The organism is Paracoccus sp. P2 (genome assembly GCF_046335115.1).
Classification (GTDB): domain Bacteria; phylum Pseudomonadota; class Alphaproteobacteria; order Rhodobacterales; family Rhodobacteraceae; genus Paracoccus; species Paracoccus pantotrophus.
Genome location: NZ_JBGOSN010000005.1, coordinates 97803 through 119418, shown reverse-complemented (window position 1 = coordinate 119418; position 21616 = coordinate 97803). Strand labels below are relative to the sequence as shown.

At 69.5% G+C, this 21616-nt stretch carries 23 protein-coding genes; 9 read left to right on the top strand and 14 right to left on the bottom strand.

Annotation, left to right across the window (positions count from 1 at the left end; all coding sequences use genetic code 11):
* Window positions 1-5: 5 nt before the first annotated feature.
* On the bottom strand, window positions 6-1103 hold the full coding sequence (gene mnmH / locus ACDP63_RS05230) for a tRNA 2-selenouridine(34) synthase MnmH (protein WP_024842954.1): 1098 nt from the start codon (window positions 1101-1103) through the stop codon (window positions 6-8).
* The gene (locus ACDP63_RS05225; RefSeq protein WP_024842955.1) at window positions 1104-1682 is read right to left on the bottom strand and encodes a L,D-transpeptidase; all 579 of its coding nucleotides are present in this window, start codon (window positions 1680-1682) and stop codon (window positions 1104-1106) included.
* A 428-nt stretch (window positions 1683-2110) separates the two neighbouring features.
* Here ACDP63_RS05225 and ACDP63_RS05220 point away from each other — a divergent pair, with 428 nt between their 5' ends.
* Entirely contained in the window at window positions 2111-4534 is a 2424-nt protein-coding gene (locus ACDP63_RS05220; protein WP_409927846.1) for a heavy metal translocating P-type ATPase, read from the top strand.
* Window positions 4531-5172: an arylesterase gene (locus ACDP63_RS05215; protein WP_024842957.1), complete on the top strand. Its 642-nt coding sequence runs from the start codon at window positions 4531-4533 to the stop codon at window positions 5170-5172. The genes ACDP63_RS05220 and ACDP63_RS05215 overlap by 4 nt, the downstream gene beginning before the upstream one ends.
* On the opposite strand, the gene ACDP63_RS05210 is transcribed toward ACDP63_RS05215, so the two are convergent.
* The 8 genes from ACDP63_RS05210 to ACDP63_RS05175 all read right to left on the bottom strand — a co-directional run bounded on the left by ACDP63_RS05210 (window position 5169) and on the right by ACDP63_RS05175 (window position 12748).
* Window positions 5169-5609, bottom strand: a complete 441-nt coding sequence (locus ACDP63_RS05210) for a copper chaperone PCu(A)C (protein WP_024842958.1) — start codon at window positions 5607-5609, stop codon at window positions 5169-5171. The two genes, ACDP63_RS05215 and ACDP63_RS05210, sit on opposite strands and share 4 nt — an antisense overlap.
* 121 nt (window positions 5610-5730) lie before the next feature.
* Window positions 5731-6330, bottom strand: coding sequence for a superoxide dismutase (locus ACDP63_RS05205; RefSeq protein ID WP_024842959.1), 600 nt, complete (start codon window positions 6328-6330; stop codon window positions 5731-5733).
* A 107-nt stretch (window positions 6331-6437) separates the two neighbouring features.
* Window positions 6438-6890 (bottom strand): hypothetical protein, encoded by a 453-nt coding sequence (locus ACDP63_RS05200; protein WP_024842960.1) that lies wholly within the window; start codon window positions 6888-6890, stop codon window positions 6438-6440.
* A 60-nt stretch (window positions 6891-6950) separates the two neighbouring features.
* Window positions 6951-7469, bottom strand: coding sequence for a sarcosine oxidase subunit gamma (locus ACDP63_RS05195; RefSeq protein WP_024842961.1), 519 nt, complete (start codon window positions 7467-7469; stop codon window positions 6951-6953).
* Window positions 7462-10392, bottom strand: a complete 2931-nt coding sequence (locus ACDP63_RS05190) for a sarcosine oxidase subunit alpha family protein (protein WP_024842962.1) — start codon at window positions 10390-10392, stop codon at window positions 7462-7464. The genes ACDP63_RS05195 and ACDP63_RS05190 overlap by 8 nt, the downstream gene beginning before the upstream one ends.
* Window positions 10389-10766: a sarcosine oxidase subunit delta gene (locus ACDP63_RS05185; protein WP_024842963.1), complete on the bottom strand. Its 378-nt coding sequence runs from the start codon at window positions 10764-10766 to the stop codon at window positions 10389-10391. The genes ACDP63_RS05190 and ACDP63_RS05185 overlap by 4 nt, the downstream gene beginning before the upstream one ends.
* A gap of 298 nt (window positions 10767-11064) precedes the next feature.
* The gene (locus ACDP63_RS05180) at window positions 11065-11319 is read right to left on the bottom strand and encodes a hypothetical protein (protein WP_024842964.1); all 255 of its coding nucleotides are present in this window, start codon (window positions 11317-11319) and stop codon (window positions 11065-11067) included.
* A 157-nt stretch (window positions 11320-11476) separates the two neighbouring features.
* Window positions 11477-12748 carry a sarcosine oxidase subunit beta family protein gene (locus ACDP63_RS05175; protein ID WP_024842965.1) on the bottom strand — a complete coding sequence of 424 codons (1272 nt, stop codon included), beginning with the start codon at window positions 12746-12748 and terminating at the stop codon, window positions 11477-11479.
* 202 nt (window positions 12749-12950) lie between these two features.
* Here ACDP63_RS05175 and ccmI point away from each other — a divergent pair, with 202 nt between their 5' ends.
* The 3 genes from ccmI to ACDP63_RS05160 are packed head-to-tail and all read left to right on the top strand — an operon-like array spanning window position 12951 to window position 14835.
* Window positions 12951-14198, top strand: a complete 1248-nt coding sequence (gene ccmI, locus ACDP63_RS05170) for a c-type cytochrome biogenesis protein CcmI (RefSeq protein ID WP_024842966.1) — start codon at window positions 12951-12953, stop codon at window positions 14196-14198.
* Window positions 14195-14671, top strand: a complete 477-nt coding sequence (gene ruvX, locus ACDP63_RS05165) for a Holliday junction resolvase RuvX (RefSeq protein WP_024842967.1) — start codon at window positions 14195-14197, stop codon at window positions 14669-14671. The genes ccmI and ruvX overlap by 4 nt, the downstream gene beginning before the upstream one ends.
* A complete protein-coding gene (locus ACDP63_RS05160; RefSeq protein WP_024842968.1) occupies window positions 14668-14835 on the top strand; it encodes a DUF1289 domain-containing protein in 168 nt (55 codons plus the stop codon). Before ruvX ends, ACDP63_RS05160 begins: the two co-directional genes overlap by 4 nt.
* On the opposite strand, the gene ACDP63_RS05155 is transcribed toward ACDP63_RS05160, so the two are convergent.
* From ACDP63_RS05155 to ACDP63_RS05145, 3 genes are read right to left on the bottom strand one after another with little or no spacing between them, the layout of a single operon-like run.
* Window positions 14832-15179, bottom strand: a complete 348-nt coding sequence (locus ACDP63_RS05155) for a hypothetical protein (protein ID WP_024842969.1) — start codon at window positions 15177-15179, stop codon at window positions 14832-14834. The two genes, ACDP63_RS05160 and ACDP63_RS05155, sit on opposite strands and share 4 nt — an antisense overlap.
* Window positions 15176-16084, bottom strand: a complete 909-nt coding sequence (locus ACDP63_RS05150) for a DnaJ C-terminal domain-containing protein (protein ID WP_024842970.1) — start codon at window positions 16082-16084, stop codon at window positions 15176-15178. The genes ACDP63_RS05155 and ACDP63_RS05150 overlap by 4 nt, the downstream gene beginning before the upstream one ends.
* Window positions 16085-16112: 28 nt before the next feature.
* Window positions 16113-17294 carry an ROK family transcriptional regulator gene (locus ACDP63_RS05145; protein WP_036747153.1) on the bottom strand — a complete coding sequence of 394 codons (1182 nt, stop codon included), beginning with the start codon at window positions 17292-17294 and terminating at the stop codon, window positions 16113-16115.
* Window positions 17295-17415: 121 nt separating this feature from the next.
* Between ACDP63_RS05145 and ACDP63_RS05140 the strand changes: the two genes are divergently transcribed.
* The 4 genes from ACDP63_RS05140 to ACDP63_RS05125 all read left to right on the top strand — a co-directional run bounded on the left by ACDP63_RS05140 (window position 17416) and on the right by ACDP63_RS05125 (window position 21064).
* A complete protein-coding gene (locus ACDP63_RS05140) occupies window positions 17416-18435 on the top strand; it encodes a sugar ABC transporter substrate-binding protein (protein WP_024842971.1) in 1020 nt (339 codons plus the stop codon).
* Window positions 18436-18523: 88 nt separating this feature from the next.
* Entirely contained in the window at window positions 18524-19597 is a 1074-nt protein-coding gene (locus tag ACDP63_RS05135) for an ABC transporter permease (RefSeq protein ID WP_024842972.1), read from the top strand.
* Window positions 19594-20388 (top strand): ATP-binding cassette domain-containing protein, encoded by a 795-nt coding sequence (locus ACDP63_RS05130; protein WP_028709901.1) that lies wholly within the window; start codon window positions 19594-19596, stop codon window positions 20386-20388. The genes ACDP63_RS05135 and ACDP63_RS05130 overlap by 4 nt, the downstream gene beginning before the upstream one ends.
* A 61-nt stretch (window positions 20389-20449) precedes the next feature.
* Complete coding sequence (locus tag ACDP63_RS05125) at window positions 20450-21064, top strand: nucleoside triphosphate hydrolase (protein ID WP_024842974.1); 615 nt, start codon at window positions 20450-20452, stop codon at window positions 21062-21064.
* Here the strand turns inward: ACDP63_RS05125 and mog are convergent.
* Window positions 21039-21572 (bottom strand): molybdopterin adenylyltransferase, encoded by a 534-nt coding sequence (mog, locus tag ACDP63_RS05120; protein ID WP_036747156.1) that lies wholly within the window; start codon window positions 21570-21572, stop codon window positions 21039-21041. The genes ACDP63_RS05125 and mog overlap by 26 nt on opposite strands.
* Between the last annotated feature and the right edge of the window lie 44 nt (window positions 21573-21616).

Here is a 21616-nt window from a genome sequence, read left to right as displayed (position 1 = left end):
CTTGTTCAAATATCCCCGCCGGAGGCCGCCGAGCGTGCCGCCGGCGCCGGCCCGGCAAGCTCAAGCCCCGCCAGCACCGCCTCGACCGCCGAAGCGGCGGCCTCGAGGTCGTCCAGCCCGTCCAGCGCCACCGCCGGCCCGCGACCGTCGTCATGGCGCGCCCGGTGCTTCTCATAGCGTGGGTCGTAATGGTCGCGCATCAGCCCCTCGGCCAGCCCGCGCCAGTCGGCGGCATCGACCAGGCGCAACCAGCCCTCGATCCGCTCGGCCGGGTGCAAGGGCCGCAACAGCGCCACGATCCGCGCCACGGCCTCGGGATCGGCGCAGGTCTCGGCATAGGCGCGTTCGGTATAGGCGGCGCGGGCCTCGACCGGCACGGCCAGACGGATGCGCGGCGCCGCCGCGATCGCCTGCCAGATGCCGCGTGGCAGGTTCAGCGCGCCGATGCGCGAGCTTTCGGCCTCGACCAGCAGCGGCCGCGCGGGGTCCAGCGCCTCCAGCGCCAGGGCGAGGCGGCTTTCGAACAGCTTCTGCGATGGCTGGCCGCCCGGCAGCGCCCCGAACAGGCTGCCGCGATGGTTCGCCAGCCCCTCCAGGTCGATGACTTGGTGGCCGCGCGCCGCAAGCCGCGCCAGGATTTCGGTCTTGGCGCTGCCGGTATTGCCGTCCAGCACCACCACCGGCGCGGCCACGGGTGCCGTGACCCGCGCCACCACCAGCGCCCGCCAGGCCTTGTAGCCGCCCTCGATGCGGCCGACACGCCAGCCGATCTGCGACAGGATGGTGGCGAAGGCCCCCGAGCGCTGGCCGCCGCGCCAGCAATAGACCAGCGGCCGCCAGCCGCCGCCGAAACCCGCCAGCGGCCCGGCGATATGACGCGCGGCATTGGCGGCGACCATGGCGCCGCCCAGCTTGCGGGCATCGAAGGGGGAAACCTGCTTGTAGATCGTGCCGACCTGCGCGCGCTGCTCGTCCGACAGCACCGGCAGGTTGATCGCGCCCGGCAGGTGATCCTCGGCATATTCCGAAGGCGAGCGCGTGTCGATGACGGTATCGAACCCGGACAGCACCGGGTCCGACAGCGATGTCAGGCGGATGTCCACTTAGTAGACGTAGACCGGGGTTCCGATCGGCACCTGCTCGAACAGGTCCATCACCGCCTCGTTGCGCATGCGGATGCAGCCGTTCGAGACGGCGCGGCCGATCGAGTTCGGCTCGGTCGTGCCATGGATGCGGATCGAGGTGTCGTTGCCCCTGGCGTCGTAAAGATACAGCGCCCGCGCGCCCAGCGGGTTGGACGGGCCGCCCGGCATGCCGTCGGCCCATTTGGCATATTGGCCGGGATTGCGCTTGATCATCGCCGGCGTGGGGGTCCAGCTGGGCCATTCGGTCTTGCGCCCGACGGTGGCGCGGCCCTTCCAGACCAGCTCGGCCTTGCCCACCGCGACGCCATAGCGCACCGCCCGGCCAGGCGCGATGACGTGATAGAGGAAGAAATCCTTCGAGACCACGACGATGCTGCCGACCTCGAAATCGTTGCGGATCGAGACCTCGGTCGGGGCATAGGGATCGCGCCGGGGCTCGGCCTTGGTGGTCAGCGCCGCGGGCTGGGCCTGTGCCAGGGCCAGCGAGGGCACGGCCACCAGCGGCAAGGCGGCCATCAGCATCTGTCTGCGGTTCATCTGTCCGTCCTGAATCCTTGCGTTTCTTGACCATGCGCCTAACCGCTCGGGCGGCCGGGATCAACTCAAAGCGCCGTGACGCGGTTGAAACGCGCGGCAAACGTGCCTAGCTTGCATCGGGAAAGGACCGCCCGCCATGACCTGCGCGACCTGTGCCTCCATCCGCCGCCCGCCGCGTCGCGCGCCCGTGCGCGCCCCGCATTTGTGCCGGGGCCGGGGCGGGCGCGGTTGCCGCTGCCATGTCGCGGCCCGTCCGCGCCTGGCCCGTCCCATGCTGGCGGGCGATGGCCATCCGCTGCGCTGGCGCCCCGCGCCGGGCGACGGGCCGCTGCCCCAGCAGCTTCTGCACCACGCACCGCACCATCCGCAGGCTCCGCCACACCCTGTCTGAATCGCGCCTTCTTTCGCCATTCTGACAGGACAATCCGATGAAACATCACCCAAACGATGCCGAGCTGACCGTCTCGGGCATGAGCTGCGCCTCTTGCGTGGGCCGCGTCGAAAAGGCGCTGGCCGCCGTGCCGGGCGTCCGTGATCCGCAGGTCAACCTGGCCACCGGCCGGGCGCATTTCCGCCTGGCCGCGCCCGAGGCCCTGCCCCGCGCCGTCGAGGCGCTGGCGCGGGCCGGCTACCCGGCCGAGCCGCAGCAAACCCGCCTGGCCATTGAGGGCATGACCTGCGCCTCGTGCTCGGGCCGGGTCGAAAAGACGCTGGCCGCGCTGCCCGGCGTGACCACGGCGCAGGTGAACCTGGCCACCGGCAGCGCCACCATCCGCCATTCCCCCGCCATCGCGCCGCAGGCGCTGGCCGATGCAGTGACCGCCAAGGGCTATCCGGCGCAGGTGCAGGCCGAGGCCGGCCATCACATGCACGACCATGGCGGCGATGCGGCCACGCTGAAGCGCAATTTCCTGGTCGCCCTGGTGCTGACCCTGCCGGTCTTTGTCGCCGAGATGGGCGGCCATGCCTTTCCCGCCTTCCATCATTGGCTGCACATGGCCATCGGCCAGCGCACGCTCTGGGTGCTGGAGTTCCTGCTGACCACCGCCGTCCTGGCCGGGCCGGGGCGGATGTTCTTCCGCATCGGCATCCCCGCGCTGATGCGCCGCGCACCCGAGATGAACAGCCTGGTCGCGCTCGGCGCCTCGGCGGCCTGGCTCTATTCGACGGTGGCGACCTTCGCGCCGGGCCTGTTGCCGCCGGATTCGGTGCATGTCTATTTCGAGGCCGCTGCCGTCATCGTCACGCTGATCCTGCTGGGCCGCTGGCTGGAAGCCCGCGCCAAGGGCCAGGCCGGCGACGCCATCCGCCGGCTGATCGAACTTGCTCCCGACAGCGCCCATGTCGAGCGCGACGGCCGCATCGTCGAAATCCCGGTGGCCGAACTGCATCCCGGCGACATCGTGCATCTGCGCCCCGGCGAGCGGGTGGCGGTGGACGGCGTGCTGACCGAGGGCAGCGGCGCCATCGACGAATCCATGCTGACCGGCGAGCCGGTGCCGGTCGCCAAGCAGCCGGGTGATCCCGTGACCGGCGGCACGGTGAACGGCAACGCGGCGCTGGCCTATCGCGTCACCGCGACCGGCGGCGACACGGTGCTGGCCCGCATCATCCGCATGGTCGAGGACGCGCAGGCCACCAAGCTGCCGGTGCAGGCGCTGGTGGACCGCATCACCGCGGTCTTCGTGCCGGTGGTGATCGGGCTGGCGGCCCTGACCTTCGCGCTGTGGATGATCTTTGCCGGCGCGCTGGGGCAGGCGCTGGTCGCGGCGATTGCGGTCCTGATCATCGCCTGCCCCTGCGCCATGGGGCTGGCGGTGCCGGTCTCGATCATGGTCGGCACCGGGCGCGGCGCGGAACTGGGCGTGCTGTTCCGGCGCGGCGACGCGCTGCAAAGGCTGGCCGAGGCGCGCATCGTCGGCTTCGACAAGACCGGCACGCTGACGCAAGGCGCGCCCGCCCTGACCGCCATCGAGGCCGAGGAGATCGCGCCCCTGGACGCCCTGCGTCTTGCCGCCGCGGCCGAGGCGCGTTCGGAACACCCGCTGGCGGCCGCCATCGTCGGCGCCGCGCACGGCAAGGGGCTGGAGCTGCCCACGGCCGAGGCGGTTCAGGCTGCGGCGGGCCGCGGGCTTTCGGCACGGGTCGAGGGGCACGCGCTGCTGATCGGCAATGCCGCCGCGCTGGCCGAGGCGGGCATCACCGCCGCCCCCGCCCTGATCGCCGCGGCCGAGGGCTGGGCGGCGCATGGCGCGACCCCGGTGCATCTGGCCGTGGACGGCCGGCACGCCGCCGCCATGGCCCTGGCCGACCCCATCCGCCCCGAGGCGGCCGAGACCGTGGCCGAACTGCACGCGCTTGGCCTGCAAACCGCGATGATCTCGGGCGACGTGCAGGCCACGGCCGAGGCGGTGGGCCGCCAGCTGGGCATCGACCGCGTGACCGCCGGCGTGCTGCCCGAGGGCAAGCTGGCCGCCATCCGCGAGATGGGCCCCGGCACGGTCTTTGTCGGCGACGGCATCAACGACGCCCCGGCGCTGGCCGCGGCCGAGACCGGCATTGCCATCGGCACCGGCACCGATGTCGCCATCGAATCGGCCGAGGTGGTGCTGGTCGGCGGCGATCCGATGGGCGTGGCGCGGGCCATCCGCCTGTCACGCAGCGTCATGCGCAATATCCGGCAGAACCTGTTCTGGGCCTTCGGCTACAATGTGGCCCTGATTCCCGTGGCCATGGGGGCGCTGGTGCCCTTTGGCGGGCCACAGTTGTCACCCATGCTGGGGGCCGGGGCCATGGCGCTGTCCTCGGTCTTCGTGGTCAGTAACGCGTTGCGATTGAGGCGTGCCGCATGATGCTGAAAGCCCTTGTCCTGATCCTGGCCCTTGCGGCCGCACCGATGGCGGCGGCGACGCCGCTGCGCATCCTGGCCTTCGGCGACAGCCTGACCGAAGGCTACGGCCTGCCGCGCAAGCACGGGCTGGTGCCGCAATTGCAGGACTGGCTGAGGGCGCGCGGCCATGACGTGCTGGTGCTGAACGGCGGGCTTTCGGGCGACACCACGGCGGGCGGACGGGTGCGGATCGGCTATTCGCTGGCCCGCCACAAGCCCGATGCGGTGATCGTCGAGTTGGGCGGCAACGACCTGTTGATGGGCTTTTCCCCCGCCATGGTCGCAGACAACCTGGATTCGATCCTGGGCCAGGCCGGCAAGACCGGCCGGCCGCTGCTGCTGGTCGGCATCGCCTCGCCCGACCATGACGACCCCTTGCGCCGCGACTGGGCCGAGATATGGCCGCGCATGGCCGCGCAGCACGATGCGCTGCTGATGGAGAACCTGTATCAGCCGCTCTTCGACCTGCCGGACGAGGGCTACAAGGCCATGCTGCAACCCGACGGGCTGCATGCCTCGGCCGAAGGGGTCGGGCTGATCGTGCAATCGCTGGGCCCCAAGGTCGAGGCGCTGATCGAAAGGGCCGAAGCCCGGCGCTAATGCGCGTGGCCGGGCATGCGCTTGTTGTCGACCGGCAGGCGGGCCCGGACCGTGCCGCAGGGGCCGAAATCCAGCGTCAGCGCCAGTTCCTCGCCATCCGCAAGCGGCTGCTTCAATCCCATCAGCATCACGTGATCGCCGCCCCGCGCCAGTTCGTGCCGGGCGCCGGCGGGGATCCGGATCGGACCCGCCTTGACCATCCGCATCACGCCGCCCTCGTCGCGATGGGTATGCAATTCGACCCGCTCGGCCGCGTCCGAGGCGACCGAGGAAAGCGTGCAGGCCCCGGCGCCGCGATTCTCGATCACCATGAAGGCGGCGCCGGAACGGGGATCGGCGGCGCGGGCATAGCCGCCATGGATGACCAGCCCCGCATCCTGCGCCGGCGCGGCAAGGGGGATCAGGCCCAGGCAAAGGGCGGGCAGCAGCGGTTTCATCTCGTCTCCTTGCGCATCGGGCGAAGACTGGCGCCGGATGCGCCGCGCCGCAACCCGATTCCGCCCGCCACGGAAAAGGCCCGCCGAACGGGGCGGGCCTTGACGCGATGCCTTGCCGGGATCAGAGGCGCGAGGCCACGTTTTCCCAGTTCACCAGCTTGTCGAGGAAGTTTTCCAGGTATTTCGGCCGGGCGTTGCGGAAATCGATGTAATAGCTGTGTTCCCACACGTCGCAGCCCAGCAGCGCGGTCTGGCCGAAGCAGAGCGGGTTCACGCCGTTCTCGGTCTTGGTGACCTTCAGGCTGCCGTCCTTGTCCTTGACGAGCCAGGCCCAGCCCGAGCCGAACTGGCCGACGCCGGCTTCCGAAAACTTCTTCTTGAACTCGTCCACCGAACCGAAGGCTTCGGTCAGGGCCTTTTCCAGTTCGCCCGGAATGGCGCCGGGGTTCGGGGTCATCATTTCCCAGAACTGGGCGTGGTTCCAATGCTGGCTGGCATTGTTGAAGATGCCGTTCTGCGCCACGGCGCCCGACTGGTAGGTGCCCTTGACGATGTCCTCAAGGCTCTTGCCTTCCCATTCGGTGCCGGCGACCAGCTCGTTCAGCTTGTCGACATAGGCCTTGTGGTGCTTGTCGTGGTGGTATTCCAGCGTCTCCTTGGACATGCCGCCAGCAGCCAGCGCGTCGTGAGCATAGGGAAGATCGGGAAGCGTGAAGGCCATTTTCGGTTTCCTTTCCAACGGTTTCGGAATCTGTTCTGGCACAGCTGCCAAACGGGGAAAAGCCCTGTCGGCCGCTAAACGCCTTCAAGGCGGCGCGGGTTCCTGCCCTATCCCCCGCCAGGAGAGCCGCAGGCCCCGGTCCCGGTCATGATGTTGTCATAGCCCAGCGCCGTCACCGTCACCCGCGCGCTGCCATCGGCCTTTTGCACCGTCAGCCGAAAGTCCAGCCGCTCGGTCCGCTGCCCCGAGGCATTGCGCACCCCGGCCAGCGCCCAGCCATAGCTGCGGCTGGTGCGGTCATCGGCGGTGATCCTGGCCTCGATCGGCTGGCCGACGATGCGCTGCAGGATCGGGTCGAAGACCTCGATCCGGCCCTGGCGCGGGCCGGCGGTCTGGCGCGTCATCATGATGAACTCGGGCACCCAGCCGGTGCCGCTTTCGTCGAGGATCTGGCACATCATCACCACCGGCGGCTCTTGCCCCCAGGCCTGCGCCATGGCGGCGGGGCCCGGTGAAACCAGGCCGGCGAGGAGACAGGGCAAGACAAGGGCGGCGCGCATGGAATCAACCGGGTGGCTTTCACCCCCCATCCATACGCCGCCCTGCCGCCGCCACAAGTCCTAGCGCGGGCTAAGCTGCGTGCCCGGCGCCGCCGCGCCGGTCAGGATGCCGCGCAGGTAGTCGGTGACCGAGCGGAAGCCGATCAGCACATAGCCGCCCGGTTCGCGCCAGATGCCGCAGGCGACCTGGGCCGCGCGGGTGCGGCGCAGCCCGTCCTCGGGCATGGCCGCCAGGTCGGCGGGACAGAGCTTTGCCAGCACGTCCAGCGCGCGGGCGCCCTGGATGCGGAACACCGCGCGCATGTCGCTGACATCCAGCACCAGCGCGTGTTCAGTCGCAAGCGCGTCCTGCAGGGCGGCCAGCGCCTCGGCCGCCTCGGCGCACGGCAGGACCAGCAGCAGCTCGTCCGGCGACATCCAGCCGAGAGAGCGGCTGCCGTCGGTGGTGATGCGGCCCTGTCCGGGCAGCGCCACCCCGGCCGCCGCGGCGATGGCCTCGCCCGCCCGCGCCAGGTCGGCGCGGATCTGGATCATGCCCCAGTCCTGCACCTGAGAGATCTTCGCCAGTGCCTCAGCCATTCGCCCGGCTCCCTTCCTTGTCGTAGAAGACCGGATCGCAGATCCGCGCCTTGTAGCTTTCCTGACCCGCGACCGGGAACTCCAGCACCTCGCCCATGCGTTCCGGCCCCTGCCGCACCAGGCCCATGGCGATGGGCCGCTCCAGCGTCGGCGACATATAGGTCGAGGTCACGCGGCCCTGCACCTTGCGCTGGCCGTTGGCGTTCACGCCCTCTTCCACCGCATAGACGCCGTCGGGCAGCACCCGGCCGTCGACGCTTTCCAGCCCCACCAGCTTCCAGCGCCGGGGATCGGTCATGTGGCTGCGCTCCTGCGCGCGCTTGCCGATATAATCCGCCTTTTTCTTGCTGATCGCCCAGTTCAGGCCCAGATCCTGCGGGATCACCGTGCCGTCGGTCTCGTCGCCGATCATGATGAAGCCCTTTTCGGCGCGCATGACATGCATCGCCTCGGTGCCGTAGGGGGTAACGTCCAGGTCGCGCCCGGCCTCATGCAGCCTTTCCCACAGTTCAAGGCCGCGGTTCGCCGGCACCGCCACCTCGAAGCTGAGTTCACCCGAAAAGCTGATGCGATAGACGCGGGCGGGAATGCCGGCGATCTGGCCCTCGGCCCAGCCCATGAAGGGCAGCGCCTCGGGGGACAGGTCCATGCCGCCCAGCCGCTCCAGCAGCACGCGGGCCTTCGGGCCGACCACGGCGACCTGCGCCCATTGCTCGGTGACATTGGCGGTCCAGACCTTCCAGTCCCACCATTCGCATTGCAGCCAGTCCTCGAAATGGCCGTGCATGCGCTCGGCGCCGCCGGTGGTGGTGTGCACCAGCCAGGTGTCCTCGCTGAGCCGCGCGGCCACGCCGTCGTCCACAAGGAAGCCGTTCTCGTTGCAGATCAGCCCATAGCGGCACTTGCCCACCGGCAGCGTGGACATCATGCCGGTATACATCATGTCGAGGAACCTGCCCGCATCCGGGCCCTTGACGATGATCTTGCCCAGCGTCGAGGCATCGAGCGTGCCGACCGAGGCCCGCACCGCGCGGATCTCGCGCGCCACCGCGTCGCCATGGCTTTCGCCCGCCTTCGGGTAGCAATAGGGGCGGCGCCAGTGGCCGACCGGCTCGAAGAAGGCGCCGCGGCTTTCGTGCCAGCCATGCATGGGCGTCTTGCGCAAGGGCTGGAAGATCTCGCCCCGCGCCTCGCCGGCGATGGTGCCCAGGGTCAGCGGCGTATAGGGCGGGCGGAAGGTCGTCGTGCCCGTGGCCGGGATCGGCTGGTTCAGCGCATGGGACAGCACGGCAAGGCCGTTGATGTTGCTGACCTTGCCCTGGTCGGTCGCCATGCCGAGGGTCGTGTAACGCTTGGTATGCTCGACGCTGTGATAGCCTTCCTGCGCGGCCAGTTCGACATCCGAGACCTTCACGTCGTTCTGGAAGTCGAGCCACATCTTGAACTTCATCTTGCGCGTGGCGTGGGCCGGCATGACCCAGACCGGCATGGTCGCGGATTCCGCCTGCGCGCCGGTCAGTTCCGGGACCAGCAGGTCGCCCGCCGCTGCACCCGCGCAGCTGGCCATCGCCTTGCCGTCGGCGCCGGTCGGCGGGCGGTTCGGGTCGGGGGCGAACATCGACTGCGCGTCGGACCAGTTCAGCTTGCCGCCGCAATGGCTCCACAGGTGGACCACCGGCGACCAGCCGCCGGACATGGCGACGCAATCGGCATCCACGGTCTCGGTGACCTGGCCCGAGCCGGAATGGGCGCAGATCTTGACCGCCTCGACCGCCTGGCCGCCCTTGATGCCGGCAATGGCGCTGCCGGTCAGGACGCGCAGGCCGCGGGCGCGCACCGCTGCGGGCAGCGCCCCCGTGGCCGAACTGCGCGCGTCGATCACCGCGGCGACCTCGAGCCCGGCATCCAGCGCCGCCAGCGCGGTGCGATAGGCATCGTCGTTATTGGTGACGACGACGATCCGCCGGCCCGGCGCCACGCCGTAAAGGTCGATGTAATCGCGCACGGCCGAGGCCAGAATGACCCCTGGCACGTCATTGCCGGCAAAGCTCAGCGGCCGCTCCAGCGCACCGGTGGCGACGATCACATGGCCCGCGCGGATGCGCCACAGGCGCTGGCGCGGGATGCCCGCGTTCGGGTCGTGATCGGCCAGCGATTCCCGCACCAGCAGATAACCGTGGTCGTAAAGCCCGGTCGCCTGGGTCGAGCGGCGCAGGGTGACGTTCTCCATCCCCCGCAATTCCGCCAGCAGCGCATCGACGCGGGCTTGGCCGTCGGCATGGTCGGTCGGCGTGCGGCCGCCGAAATGCGGTGCCTGCTCGACCAGCCAGACCGACTTGCCCCGGCGCGCGGCGTCGCGGGCCGCGGCCAGCCCGGCGATGCCGCCGCCGACGACCACCACGTCCACATGGGCATAGGCCTGTTCGTACTTGTCCGGGTCGGGATCGGTCGGGGCCTTGCCCAGGCCGGCCGAGCGGCGGATGATCGGCTCGAACACATGTTTCCAGAAGCCGCGCGGATACATGAAGGTCTTGTAATAGAAACCGGCCGGGAAAAAGCGATAGAGCCAGTTGTTCACTGCGCCGATATCGGCGTTCAGACTGGGCCAGCAATTCTGGCTGGCGGTGACCATGCCGGCGACCAGCGGCGTGGTGGTGGCGCGCTGGTTCGGCTCGAACCGGCCGCCCTGACCGAGGCCCAGCAGCGCGTTCGGTTCCTCGGCGCCCGAGGCGATCGGGCCGCGCGGGCGGTGATACTTGAAGCTGCGGCCCATCATCAGCTGGCCGTTGGCCAGCAGGGCCGAGGCCAGCGTATCGCCCGCGACCCCGCGCATCTGGCGGCCGTCGAAACGGAAGGGCAGTTGATAGGCGCGGTCGATCAGGCGGCCGCCGCGCGGCAGGCGGAAGGGTCCGGTCCGGGTCATGCGTTCAGGCTTTCGGCGGGGGTATCGACAGGGGTTTCGGCGGAGGTTTCGGGCCAGTCGGGCTGCCAGTCGGGACGCGCAGCCTGGATGGCGGCGACGATCTCGGGCGTGGGATGCGGGGTCTGGGCGCTGTAGGTGCCAAAGACCTGCAGCGTAGCGGTGTCACGCGCCGCCAGGAACCACTTGCCGCAGCCATAGGCATGGCGCCAGCGTTCGAAATGCACGCCCTTGGGGTTCTTGCGGGCGAAAAGATAGGCCTCGAACTCGGCATCCGACGAGCCGGGACCGAAGCGCTTCAGATGCGCCTCGCCGCCGGGTTGCAGCTCGGTTTCCTCGGCCGCGACGCCGCAATAGGGACAGGTCAGGGTCAGCATGGATCACTCCTTGGGCGGCAAGGCGCGCAGGCGGGCCGGCGCCCAGAGGGTCGGCCGGGCGCGCAAGGCGGCGATGGAAGGCAGGGGCCCGGCAAGGCATCCGCAGCCCGCGATGCCCGGCGGGGCTGCACGGCTGGCAAGGATGGCGGGGGCCGGGAACAAGGGCACGGCGCGGCGGCGCAGCGCATGGGAGGGGCGGCCTGTTCGGCCGTCGCAGATGACACGGCAAGGAACCGAGGGGCACAACGCCCCCCGGCCCTGGAGAGAGAGGGCGCCCGAAGGCGCCGGGAGGGACGCCTTAGTTGGCCGGAGCCGGGGTGGCAGGCTCGGCCGGCTCGGGAACAGCGGGATCGGCCGGAGCAGCATCGGCCGGCGGCTCGACCGAGACGGCGCCGTCATCGACCGGTGCGGGCTCGGACGAGACGGCCGGCGCGGCGGGCGGCTCGGTCGCTGCCGGTTCGGTGCCGGAAGACACGAACCAATAGATGACGACCAGCACGACGACGACGACGCCGACGATGAGCCAGAGGTTGCTCTTGTTCTGTTCGGCCATGAAGAAAACTCCTTGGTCATGGTGACGTGATTCAACAATTCACCAGACAGGAAACAGTTTCCCAACCCTTGCACGAAATTTTCCACCGCAACCGGCACTTGGGCAAAAATCGGCCCAAAAACCGCATGCGCCGGCAGGATCATGCCCGCGCTGCGCATCAATGCGCCACCCCCGCGGCGACGCTTTCGTCGATGAAGCGGCCCTCGGCGAAACGGTTCAGCCCGAAATCGGCGGCCAGCGGGCCGGGCCGGCCCTTGGCCAGCAACTCTGCCATCGCCCAGCCCGAGCCGGGGATGGCCTTGAAGCCGCCGGTGCCCCAGCCGCAGTTGACGAAGATGTTGCCGACCGGCGTGGTGGACAGGATCGGCGAGCGGTCGCCGGTCATGTCCACGATGCCGCCCCATTGCCGCAGCATCTTGAGCCGCGACAGCATCGGGAAGGTCTCGATCAGCGCGCGCACGGTTTCTTCGACATGGTGCCAGGAGCCGCGCTGGGTGTAGTTGTTGAAACCGTCGGTGCCGCCGCCGATCACCATCTCGCCCTTGTCGGATTGCGACAGATAGCCGTGGACGGTGTTGGCCATGATGACCAGGTCGCAGCAGGGCTTGATCGGCTCGGAAACCAGCGCCTGGAGCGCCAGCGATTCGATGGGCAGGCGGAAGCCGGCCATCTCGGCCAGGACCGAGCTGTGGCCGGCGGCGATCAGCGCCAGCTTGTCGCATTCGATCCGGCCCTTGCCGGTGTTCACCGCGCGGACCTGGCCGTTCGCGGTCTCGATGCCGGTCACTTCGCAGTTCTGGATGATGTGCATGCCCATGGCCGAGCAGGCGCGGGCATAGCCCCAGGCCACGGCGTCGTGGCGGGCGGTGCCGCCGCGCTCCTGGTAAAGCCCGCCCAGGACCGGATAGCGCGGCCCGTCGATATTGATGATCGGCAGCATGTCCTTGATGCGCTTCGGGCTGACCCATTCGGTCGCCACGCCCTGTAGCTGGTTGGCATAGACGGTGCGCTTGTAGCCGCGCACCTCATGCTCGGTCTGCGCCAGCATCAGAAGGCCGCGCGGGCTGAACATGATGTTGTAGTTCAGATCCTGCGACAGGTTCTCGTAGAGTTTCAGCGCCTTGTCATAGATCGCCGCCGACGGATCCTGCAGGTAATTCGAGCGGATGATGGTGGTGTTGCGGCCGGTATTGCCGCCGCCCAGCCAGCCTTTCTCGATCACCGCGACATCGGTGATGCCGAAATTCTTGCCCAGGTAATAGGCGGTGGCAAGGCCATGGCCGCCGGCGCCGACGATGACGACCTGGTATTTCTTCTTCGGCTCGGGACTGGCCCAGGCGCGTTTCCAGCCGGTATGCAGCCGCATCGCCTCGCGCGCGATGGCAAAGACCGAATAGCGGCCGGTGCTGGAACTTGCAGATGCGGGCATGGGGAACCTCTTGCGACTCGACCCGTGCAGAGTGAAGCGGGGGCGGTTTTCGGGCAAGCCGGGTTGCGACGGGGCGATTGTCGAATTGCGTCACGGCCCGGCGCAGATGTCCCGCGGCCCGCTTCGCGATTTGTCGCAGGGCTTTGACTTTCTCGGCCGGCGGAAAACCGCTATCACCGGACCAGCCAAAGAGAGGAAGCCGATGTTCTGGATCATCTGCGCCGCGCTGGCAGGGGTGGTGGCCTTGGCCATCGCCGCGCCGCTTCTGCGCCGGCAGGGCGAGGCGGCCGAGCCCGCCGCCGCCTATGACCTGCGAATCTATCGCGACCAGCTGCGCGAGGTCGAGCGCGATCTGGAACGCGGCGTGATCGACGCGGCGGATGCCGAGCGGCTGCGGGTCGAGATCGGCCGCAAGGTGCTGGCCGCCGACCGCGCGCTGGAACGCGCCGGCAGCACCCGGCGCAGCGCCGGCGGCTGGGCGGCGCTGGCGCTCTTGGCCGCGCTGCTGGGCGGGGCCTTCCTGACCTATCAGCGCCTGGGCCAGCCCGACAGCCCCGACGCCCCCATCGCGCAGCGCATCGCCCAGGCGCAGGCGCTTTACGACAGCCGCCCCAGCCAGGCCGATGCCGAGGCGCAGGCCCCCAGGCCCGCCCGCCCCGAGCCCGATGCCGAATATGTCGCCCTGATCGAGCGGCTGCGCGAGGCGGTGCAGAAGAACCCCAACGATCCGCGCGGCCTGGAGCTGCTGGCCGAGCACGAGGAACGGCTGGGCAACCTGGTCGCGGCCAAGGACGCGCAGCACCGGCTGGTCGCGCTGCGCGGCGACAAGGCCAGCGCCGAGGATCTGGCGCGGCTGGCCGGGCTGACGATCGAGGCGGCGGGCGGCATCATCACCCGCGACGGCGAGGAGGCGGTGGCCCAGGCGCTGGCGCGGGACGCCCGCAATCCGCAGGCGCGCTTCATGGCGGGGCTGCTGCACCTGCAGAACGGCCGGCCCGACCAGGCCTTCCCGGTCTGGGCCCGGCTGCTGGCCGAGGGCCCCGAGAACGCGCCCTGGATCGCGCCGATCCGCGGCTCGATCCAGGATCTGGCCTGGTTTGCCGGCCACCCGGACTATACCCCGCCCGAACCCGCCGCCGTTGGCACGCCGGGCATGCCCAGCCTGCCCGCCATGCCCGGCCCGGATGCCGACGCCATGGCCGCGGCCGAGGAGATGACCGCCGAAGAGCGTCAGCAGATGGTCGAGGGCATGGTCAAGGGGCTGGAGACCCGGCTGGCCACCCAGGGCGGCACGCCCGAGGAATGGGCGCGGCTGATCTCGTCCCTGCCGGTGATCGGGCAAAAGGACCATGCCGCCGACATCCTGGCCGAGGCGCGCAGGCAATTCGCCGGCAATGCGCAGGCGCTGGAGGTCATCGAGGCGGCGGCGAAACAGGCCAGCCTGGAATGATCTGCGAGGATATCGAAAGCTTTGCCGAAGCCCTGCCCCGCACCGGCGCCGTGGCCGGGCTGGACCTGGGCACCAAGACCATCGGCGTCGCGGTCAGCGACGGGCTGCGCGGCGTCGCCTCGCCGCTGACGGTGATCCGGCGCACGAAATTCACCGCCGATGCGCAGGCGCTGCTGCAGATCGCGGCCGAGCGGGCGCTGGTCGGGCTGGTGCTGGGCCTGCCGCGCAACATGGACGGCAGCGAGGGGCCGCGGGCGCAATCGACCCGCGCCTTTGCCCGCAACCTGGAACGGCTGACGCCGCTGCCGATCACCTTCTGGGACGAGCGGCTGTCGACCGTCGCCGCCGAACGGGCGCTGCTGGAGGGCGACACCTCGCGCAAGCGCCGCGCCGAGGTCATCGACCAGGTCGCGGCCGGCTATATCCTGCAAGGCGCGCTGGACCGGCTGCGCTTTCTGGGGGCCGGCGGATGAAGCCCTCGACCCCCTGCATCGACATCTGCCAGATCGACCCGGCAAGCCGGCTTTGCACCGGCTGCCTGCGCAGCATCGACGAGATCACCCGCTGGGGCCGGATGACCGAGGCCGAGCGGCTGGCCATCATGGCAGCGCTGCCCGCGCGCCGGCCGGCGGATTAGCGCGTCACCACCCGCACCTCGCGGATCGCGGCCTTGAGCCGCACCCGGGTTTCCACCGGCTCGCGCGCCACCGCATCCAGAATCGCCCGCATGTCGCCCCTGAGCCCGTGGAGCTGGTCGACCAGCGACAGCACCAGGGCCAATGCCTCCTCGTCGAGGTGATAGCCCTCGGCCAGGTCGACGACCAGGTTCAGCCGGGCCAGGTCGATCTCGCGAAACAGCGGCCCCTGTTCGGATTGCACCGGCACGACCACGCCGGCACGGATATAGCGGTCCAGCTGCTCGGGCGTCAGATCGCCGACCGCCTCCAGCGTCTCGGTCAGGGTGTAATGGCGCTGGGTCATCTTCCCCTCCTCGGATCATAGGCATGGTTTTGGCGCCAGTTCTCCACGAAGCGCGCCAATTCATCATCGATTCTGGGCGGCATGACGATCTTCAGCACCACATGCTGGTCGCCGCGCCGCCCGTCCGCGCCCTTGATGCCGCGGCCCTTCAGCCGCAGCTTCTGGCCGGAACTGGCACCGCGCGGAATGGTCAGCATCACCGGGCCGTCGATGGTCGGCGCCTCGACCTTGCCGCCCAGCACGGCCTCGTCGATGGTGATGGGCAGCGTGGTCTCGATATCGTTGCCGTCGCGTTTCCAGTCGGGATCCTCGGCCACGATCAGGGTCAAAAGCGCATCGCCCGGCTCGCCATTGCCCATGCCGGGGCCGCCCTTGCCGCGCAGCCGGATCACCTGGCCGTCATGCGCACCCTCGGGGATCCTGACCTCCAGCACAGCCCCGTCGGGCATGGTGATCCGGGTCGAGCCACCGCGCGCCGCGGTCATGAAGTCGATCTCCAGCGTGAATCGCTGGTCTGGGCCGCGCATGTCGAAGCTGCGCGCGCCGCCGCGCCGCCCGCCGCCGGCACGACCGCCGAACAGGTCCGAAAACACATCCGACAGATCGTCGAAACCATGCGGCTGGCGATAGGGGTTGTCGCCCTGCTCGGCATATTCGCGATAGTAATGCCGCTGCGGCCGCTCCTGCCCCTGGGCGTCGATCTCGCCGCGGTCGAAACGCGCACGCTGCTCGGGATCCTTCAGCAGGTCATAGGCGGTCGAGGCGGCCTTGAAACGCTCATGCGCGGCGGGGTCGGGATTGAGGTCCGGGTGGTCGGTCTTGGCGATCCGGCGATAGGCCCGCTTGATGTCGTCCTGGCTGGCATTCTTGCCCAGCCCCAGCGCCTTGTATGGATCGTCGGCCATGGCCGCGGCTTCCTTTCTTCACCTGTCGTCACGGGAACGCGGGGCGCGTTCCTCGGGTTTCATGCCCGTTCCGGCCCGGCCGCGGGACCGAGAAACTGCCGCCCGGCAGGAAGCCCGCCCCCAGCGGCAGCGCGGCCGCCCCCAGCGTGCGGGCCCGGCGGCCCAGGGTTCCGGCGCGCACCTCGGGCAGGGTGACGCCGTGATGGCGCATCCCGGCCAGGCCGGCCGCGGTCGCCTGCACCAGCCCGGCCCGCAGCGCGGCCGGCATGGCACCGTCGATCACCACCAGCGGCAGGTCCAGCACGGCCACCGCCCCCAGCGCCGCATGGGACAGTACCCGCGCCGATTCGTCCAGCCATTCCCGCACGATACCGGGCGGCAGATCCCAGGCCGCATCCTCCAGCGGCAGATCGTCCCCCAAGGCCGTTTCCAGCACCGAGATCGAGGCCACGTCCAGCACCTGCCGGCCACCCGGCACCGGACAGGAGCCCATGGCACCCGCATTGCGCGACGGCCCCAGCCGCAGCCGCCCGTCCAGCACCACGCCGCCGCCGGCGAAATGCGCGACATAGAAATACAGGAAATCCTGCGGCAATTCCTCGGTGCCGAACATCATCTCGGCCCCGCAGGCGCAGGAGCCGTCATTCTCCAGCCAGACCGGCAGGTCCAGCGCCTCGGCCAGTTCGGCGCGCAGGTCGCGGCCGCGCCAGGGCTGCATCTCCTCGGCCCAGTCCCACAGGTAGAAAGGGCTGGCAATGCCCATGCCCGCCAGACGCGCATGTTGCGCCTCGGTCAGGCCCGAGAGGATCTCGGCCACGCCGGCGATGGCAAAATCGCGAATCGCGTCGGGCTGCGGATAGGCATGGGGCAGCACCCGGATCTGCCGGATCGCGCCGGCGAAATCGACCAGCACCAGCTCGGCCACCCGGCGCCCGACCTTGAGGCCCAGAAACAGCGCCCCGTCCGGCGCCAAGGCCAAGGGCAGCAACGGCTGGCCCACCTTGCCGCGCCGCCGCTCACCCCCAGCGTCCAGCAGGCCGGCGGCGATCAGCTCGCGCGTGATGTTGGTGACGGCCTGCGCGGACAGGCCCGTGGCCTGGGCCAGCGCGGCGCGCGGCATCGGCCCGTTGCGGCGAATCAGCCACAGGATCAGCCGCTCGTTCTGGCTGCGGACCCCCTGCGGCGTCGCCCCCGGATTGGTGTTCGGCATGGTCGCTTCCTCCCTCTCCCCTATTAAATCAACGAAATTGATTTATTGACAAGCCCCCGTTTCTTCGGCAGCCTTTTGGAAGGAGGCGGCGGTCAGACCCGCCCAGAGGAGGAAGGACATCATGACCAAGACCAAACTGCTGCGCGCTGCGCTGGCGGGCTCGACCCTGACCCTGATCGCCGGCATGGCGCAGGCGGACAGCGCCTGTCTGATCACCAAGACCGACACCAACCCCTTCTTCGTGAAGATGAAGGAAGGCGCCCAGGCCAAGGCCAGCGAACTGGGGATCGAGCTGAAATCCTATGCCGGCCGCATCGACGGCGACCATGAAAGCCAGGTCTCGGCCATCGAGGCCTGCATCGCCGACGGCGCCAAGGGCATCCTGATCACCGCCTCGGACACCAAGGCCATCGTCGATTCCGTGCAGGCGGCGCGGGATGCCGGGCTGCTGGTGATCGCGCTGGACACGCCGCTGGACCCGGTCGACGCGGCGGATGCGACCTTCGCCACCGACAATTTCAAGGCCGGCGAACTGATCGGCCAATGGGCCAGGGCCACCATGGGCGATGCGGCGGCCGAGGCCAGGATCGCGCTTCTGGACCTAGCGATCTCGCAGCCCTCGGTCGACGTGCTGCGCGACCAGGGCTTCCTGCAAGGCTTCGGCGTCGAGCTGGGCGACCCCGAGAAATGGGGCGACGAGACCGATCCGCGCATCGTCGGCCACGAGGTCACCTCGGGCAACGAGGAAGGCGGGCTGAAGGCGATGGAGACGCTGCTGGCCAAGGATTCCGACATCAACCTAGTCTATACCATCAACGAACCCGCCGCCGCCGGCGCCTATGAGGCGCTGAAGGCCGTCGGGCGCGAGAACGACGTGCTGATCGTCTCGGTCGATGGCGGCTGCCCCGGCGTGCAGAACGTCGCGGAGGGCGTGATCGGCGCCACCTCGCAGCAATATCCGCTGGACATGGCGGCGCGCGGCATCGAGGCCATCGCCGCCTTCGCCAAGGACGGCACCAAGCCCGCGCCGACCGAGGGCAAGGATTTCGTCGATACCGGCGTGCAGCTGGTCACCGACAAGCCGGCCGAGGGCGTCGAATCCATCGACTCGGCCCGCGGCGCCGAGCTTTGCTGGGGCTGAGGCCCGACTGAACAGCAGGGCGGGATCGTCCCGCCCTGACCACAAGCAGCGGCGCCCTGCACGGCGTCTTGCAAGGGGGAGACCGTCCATGTCATCCGACACCAAGACGGCCACCAGCTACGAGGAAGGCCTGCAAGGCGCCTCGGACAAGGTTGCCGAGTTCCACGAACAGAAAACCGCCCTGAAGCGCCTGCAGCACTGGCTGCACATGACGCCTTCGGCGGTGCCGATGATCGTCCTGGTCGCGGCGATCATCGTCTTCGGGCTGCTGTCGCCGAACTTCTTCAAGGCGGTGACACTGTCCACCATCCTGCAGCAGATCGCCATCGTCGGCATCCTGGGCTGCGCGCAGTCGCTGGTGGTGCTGACGGCGGGGATCGACCTTTCGGTCGGGGCCATCGCGGTGTTCTCCTCGGTGCTGATGGGGCAGTTCACCTTTCGCTATGGCATCCCGGCGCCGCTGGCCATCGCGCTGGGGCTGGCGGCGGGCACGGCCATGGGTTTTGCCAACGGCTGGCTGGTCGCGCGCATCAAGCTGCCGCCCTTCATCGTGACGCTGGGCACCTGGCAGATCATCCTGGCGGCGAACTACATCTATTCCGCAAACGAGACCATCCGCTCCTCGGCCATCGCCGCCGAGGCGCCGGCGCTGCAATTCTGGGGCTATTCCATCCAGCCCGGCGGGGTGAAGATCCTCTATGCCGTCTTCCTGATGGTGGCGCTGGTCGCGATCCTGGCCTACGTCCTGCGCCATACTGCCTGGGGCCGGCATGTCTATGCCGTCGGCGACGACCCGGAGGCGGCGGAGCTGGCCGGGGTGCGCACCAGGCGGGTGCTGATCCAGGTCTATGCGCTGGCGGGCCTGTTCTGCGCCATCGCGGGCTGGGTGATGATCGGCCGCTTCGGCTCGGTCTCGCCCTCGGCCTCGACCGGGCAACTGGGCAACATCCAGTCCATCACCGCGGTGGTGATCGGCGGGATCAGCCTGTTCGGCGGCCGCGGCTCGATCGTCGGCATGTTCTTCGGCGCGCTGATCGTCGGCGTGTTCGAGATGGGGCTGAAGATGGTCGGCACCGATCCGCAATGGACCTTCTTCCTCATCGGCCTGCTCATCATCCTCGCCGTGGCGGTGGATCAATGGATCAGAAAGGCATCGGCATGAACGCGAACACTTCCGCAGAACCGCTTCTGAAAGCCCGCGGCCTGGTCAAGCGCTATGGTAAGGTGACGGCGCTGGACCATTGCGACTTCGACCTGATGCCGGGCGAGATCCTGGCGGTCATCGGCGACAACGGCGCCGGCAAGTCTTCGCTGATCAAGGCGCTGTCCGGGGCGGTCCAGCCCGACGAGGGCGAAATCACGCTGGAGGGCAGGCCGGTGCGCTTTGCCAGCCCGCTGGATGCGCGCGGCCATGGCATCGAATGCGTCTATCAGACGCTGGCCATGTCCCCTGCCCTCTCCATCGCCGACAACATGTTCATGGGCCGCGAATTGCGCAAACCCGGCATCATGGGCCAGTGGTTCCGCAAACTCGACCGCCCGGCGATGGAGAAATTCGCCCGCGAGAAGCTGACCGAGCTTGGGCTGATGACGATCCAGAACATCAACCAGGCGGTGGAGACGCTGTCGGGCGGCCAGCGCCAGGGCGTGGCGGTGGCGCGGGCGGCCGCCTTCGGCTCCAAGGTGGTGATCCTGGACGAACCGACGGCGGCACTTGGCGTCAAGGAAAGCCGCCGCGTGCTGGAGTTGATCCGCGACGTGCGCTCGCGCGGGATCCCGATCATCCTGATCAGCCACAACATGCCGCATGTCTTCGAGGTGGCCGACCGCATCCATATCCACCGGCTGGGCCGGCGGCTGTGCGTGATCCGGCCGGACGATTATTCCATGTCGGACGCGGTGGCCTTCATGACCGGGGCGAAGGTGCCGGACGAGGTGGCGACGGCGGCCTGAACGGCACGGCTGCGGGGGGCTTTGCCCCCCGTCCTTCGGACTCCCCCCAGGATATTTTTGCATGGAAGAAATACTGGACCTTGTGGCGCGGCTGGGCCCGGGACGGCGCATCGTGGCCATCGTCGGGGCGCCCGGATCGGGAAAATCCACCCTGGCCGCGCAGCTGGTGGCCGGGCTTGCGGATGCGGTCCTGGTGCCGATGGACGGGTTCCACCTGGACAACCGCCTGCTGGAGGCGGGCGGGCTGCGCGGCTGCAAGGGCGCGCCCGAGACCTTCGACGCGGCGGGGTTCGTCGCGCTGGTGCGGCGGCTCAAGGCCGGGGGCGAGGTGATCCATCCGGTCTTCGACCGGGGCCTGGACCTGGCCATCGCCGGCGCCGGCCGGGTCGGAGCGGATGATCGGCTGGTGGTGGTCGAGGGCAATTACCTGCTGCTGGACCGCGCGCCCTGGCGCGAACTGGCCGGGCTTTGGGATCTGTCGGTCATGCTGGACGTGTCGATGCCGGAGCTGCGCCGCCGCCTGACGGCGCGCTGGCAGGGACTAGGGCGTTCCCCCGCCGAAGTGACGGCGCATCTGGAGAACGACCTCGGCAATGCCGACCTGGTACTGCGCGAATCGCTGCCCGCCGACCTGCTGGTCCGGCCGGCGGCTATGTCTTCGGCCGGAACGCCTTGATGCGGGCAGGATCGGTTTCGACATAAGCCGCGCCGATCAGGTCGAGACAATAGGGCACCGCCGCAAAGACCGCATCGAGGCAGGTGGCAATGGCCGAGGGCTTGCCCGGCAGGGTGATCATCAGCGTGGCGCCGCGGATGCCCGCGGTCTGGCGCGACAGGATGGCGGTCGGCACCTCGCGCAGGCTGGCGCGGCGCATTTCCTCGCCAAAGCCGGGCAGTTCCTTTTCGATCACCTCGGCCATGGCCTCGGGCGTCTGGTCGCGCGGCGCCGGGCCGGTGCCGCCGGTAATCAGGATCAGGTCGGCGCCCTGTTCGTCAGCCAGGTCGCGCAGGCAATCCGCGACGATCTCGCGCCCGTCGGGAATGATGCGGCGGGTGATGTCCAGGGGCGAGGTGATGGCGGCGCGCAGCCAGGCCTCGGCCCCCGGACCGCCCTTGTCCTCGTACTCGCCGCTGGCGGCACGGTCCGAGACGGTGACGATGGCGATATGGGCGGGACGGGACATGGCGGGCCTCATGAAAAAGGCCGCGGGGGCTGCCCGCGGCCGGT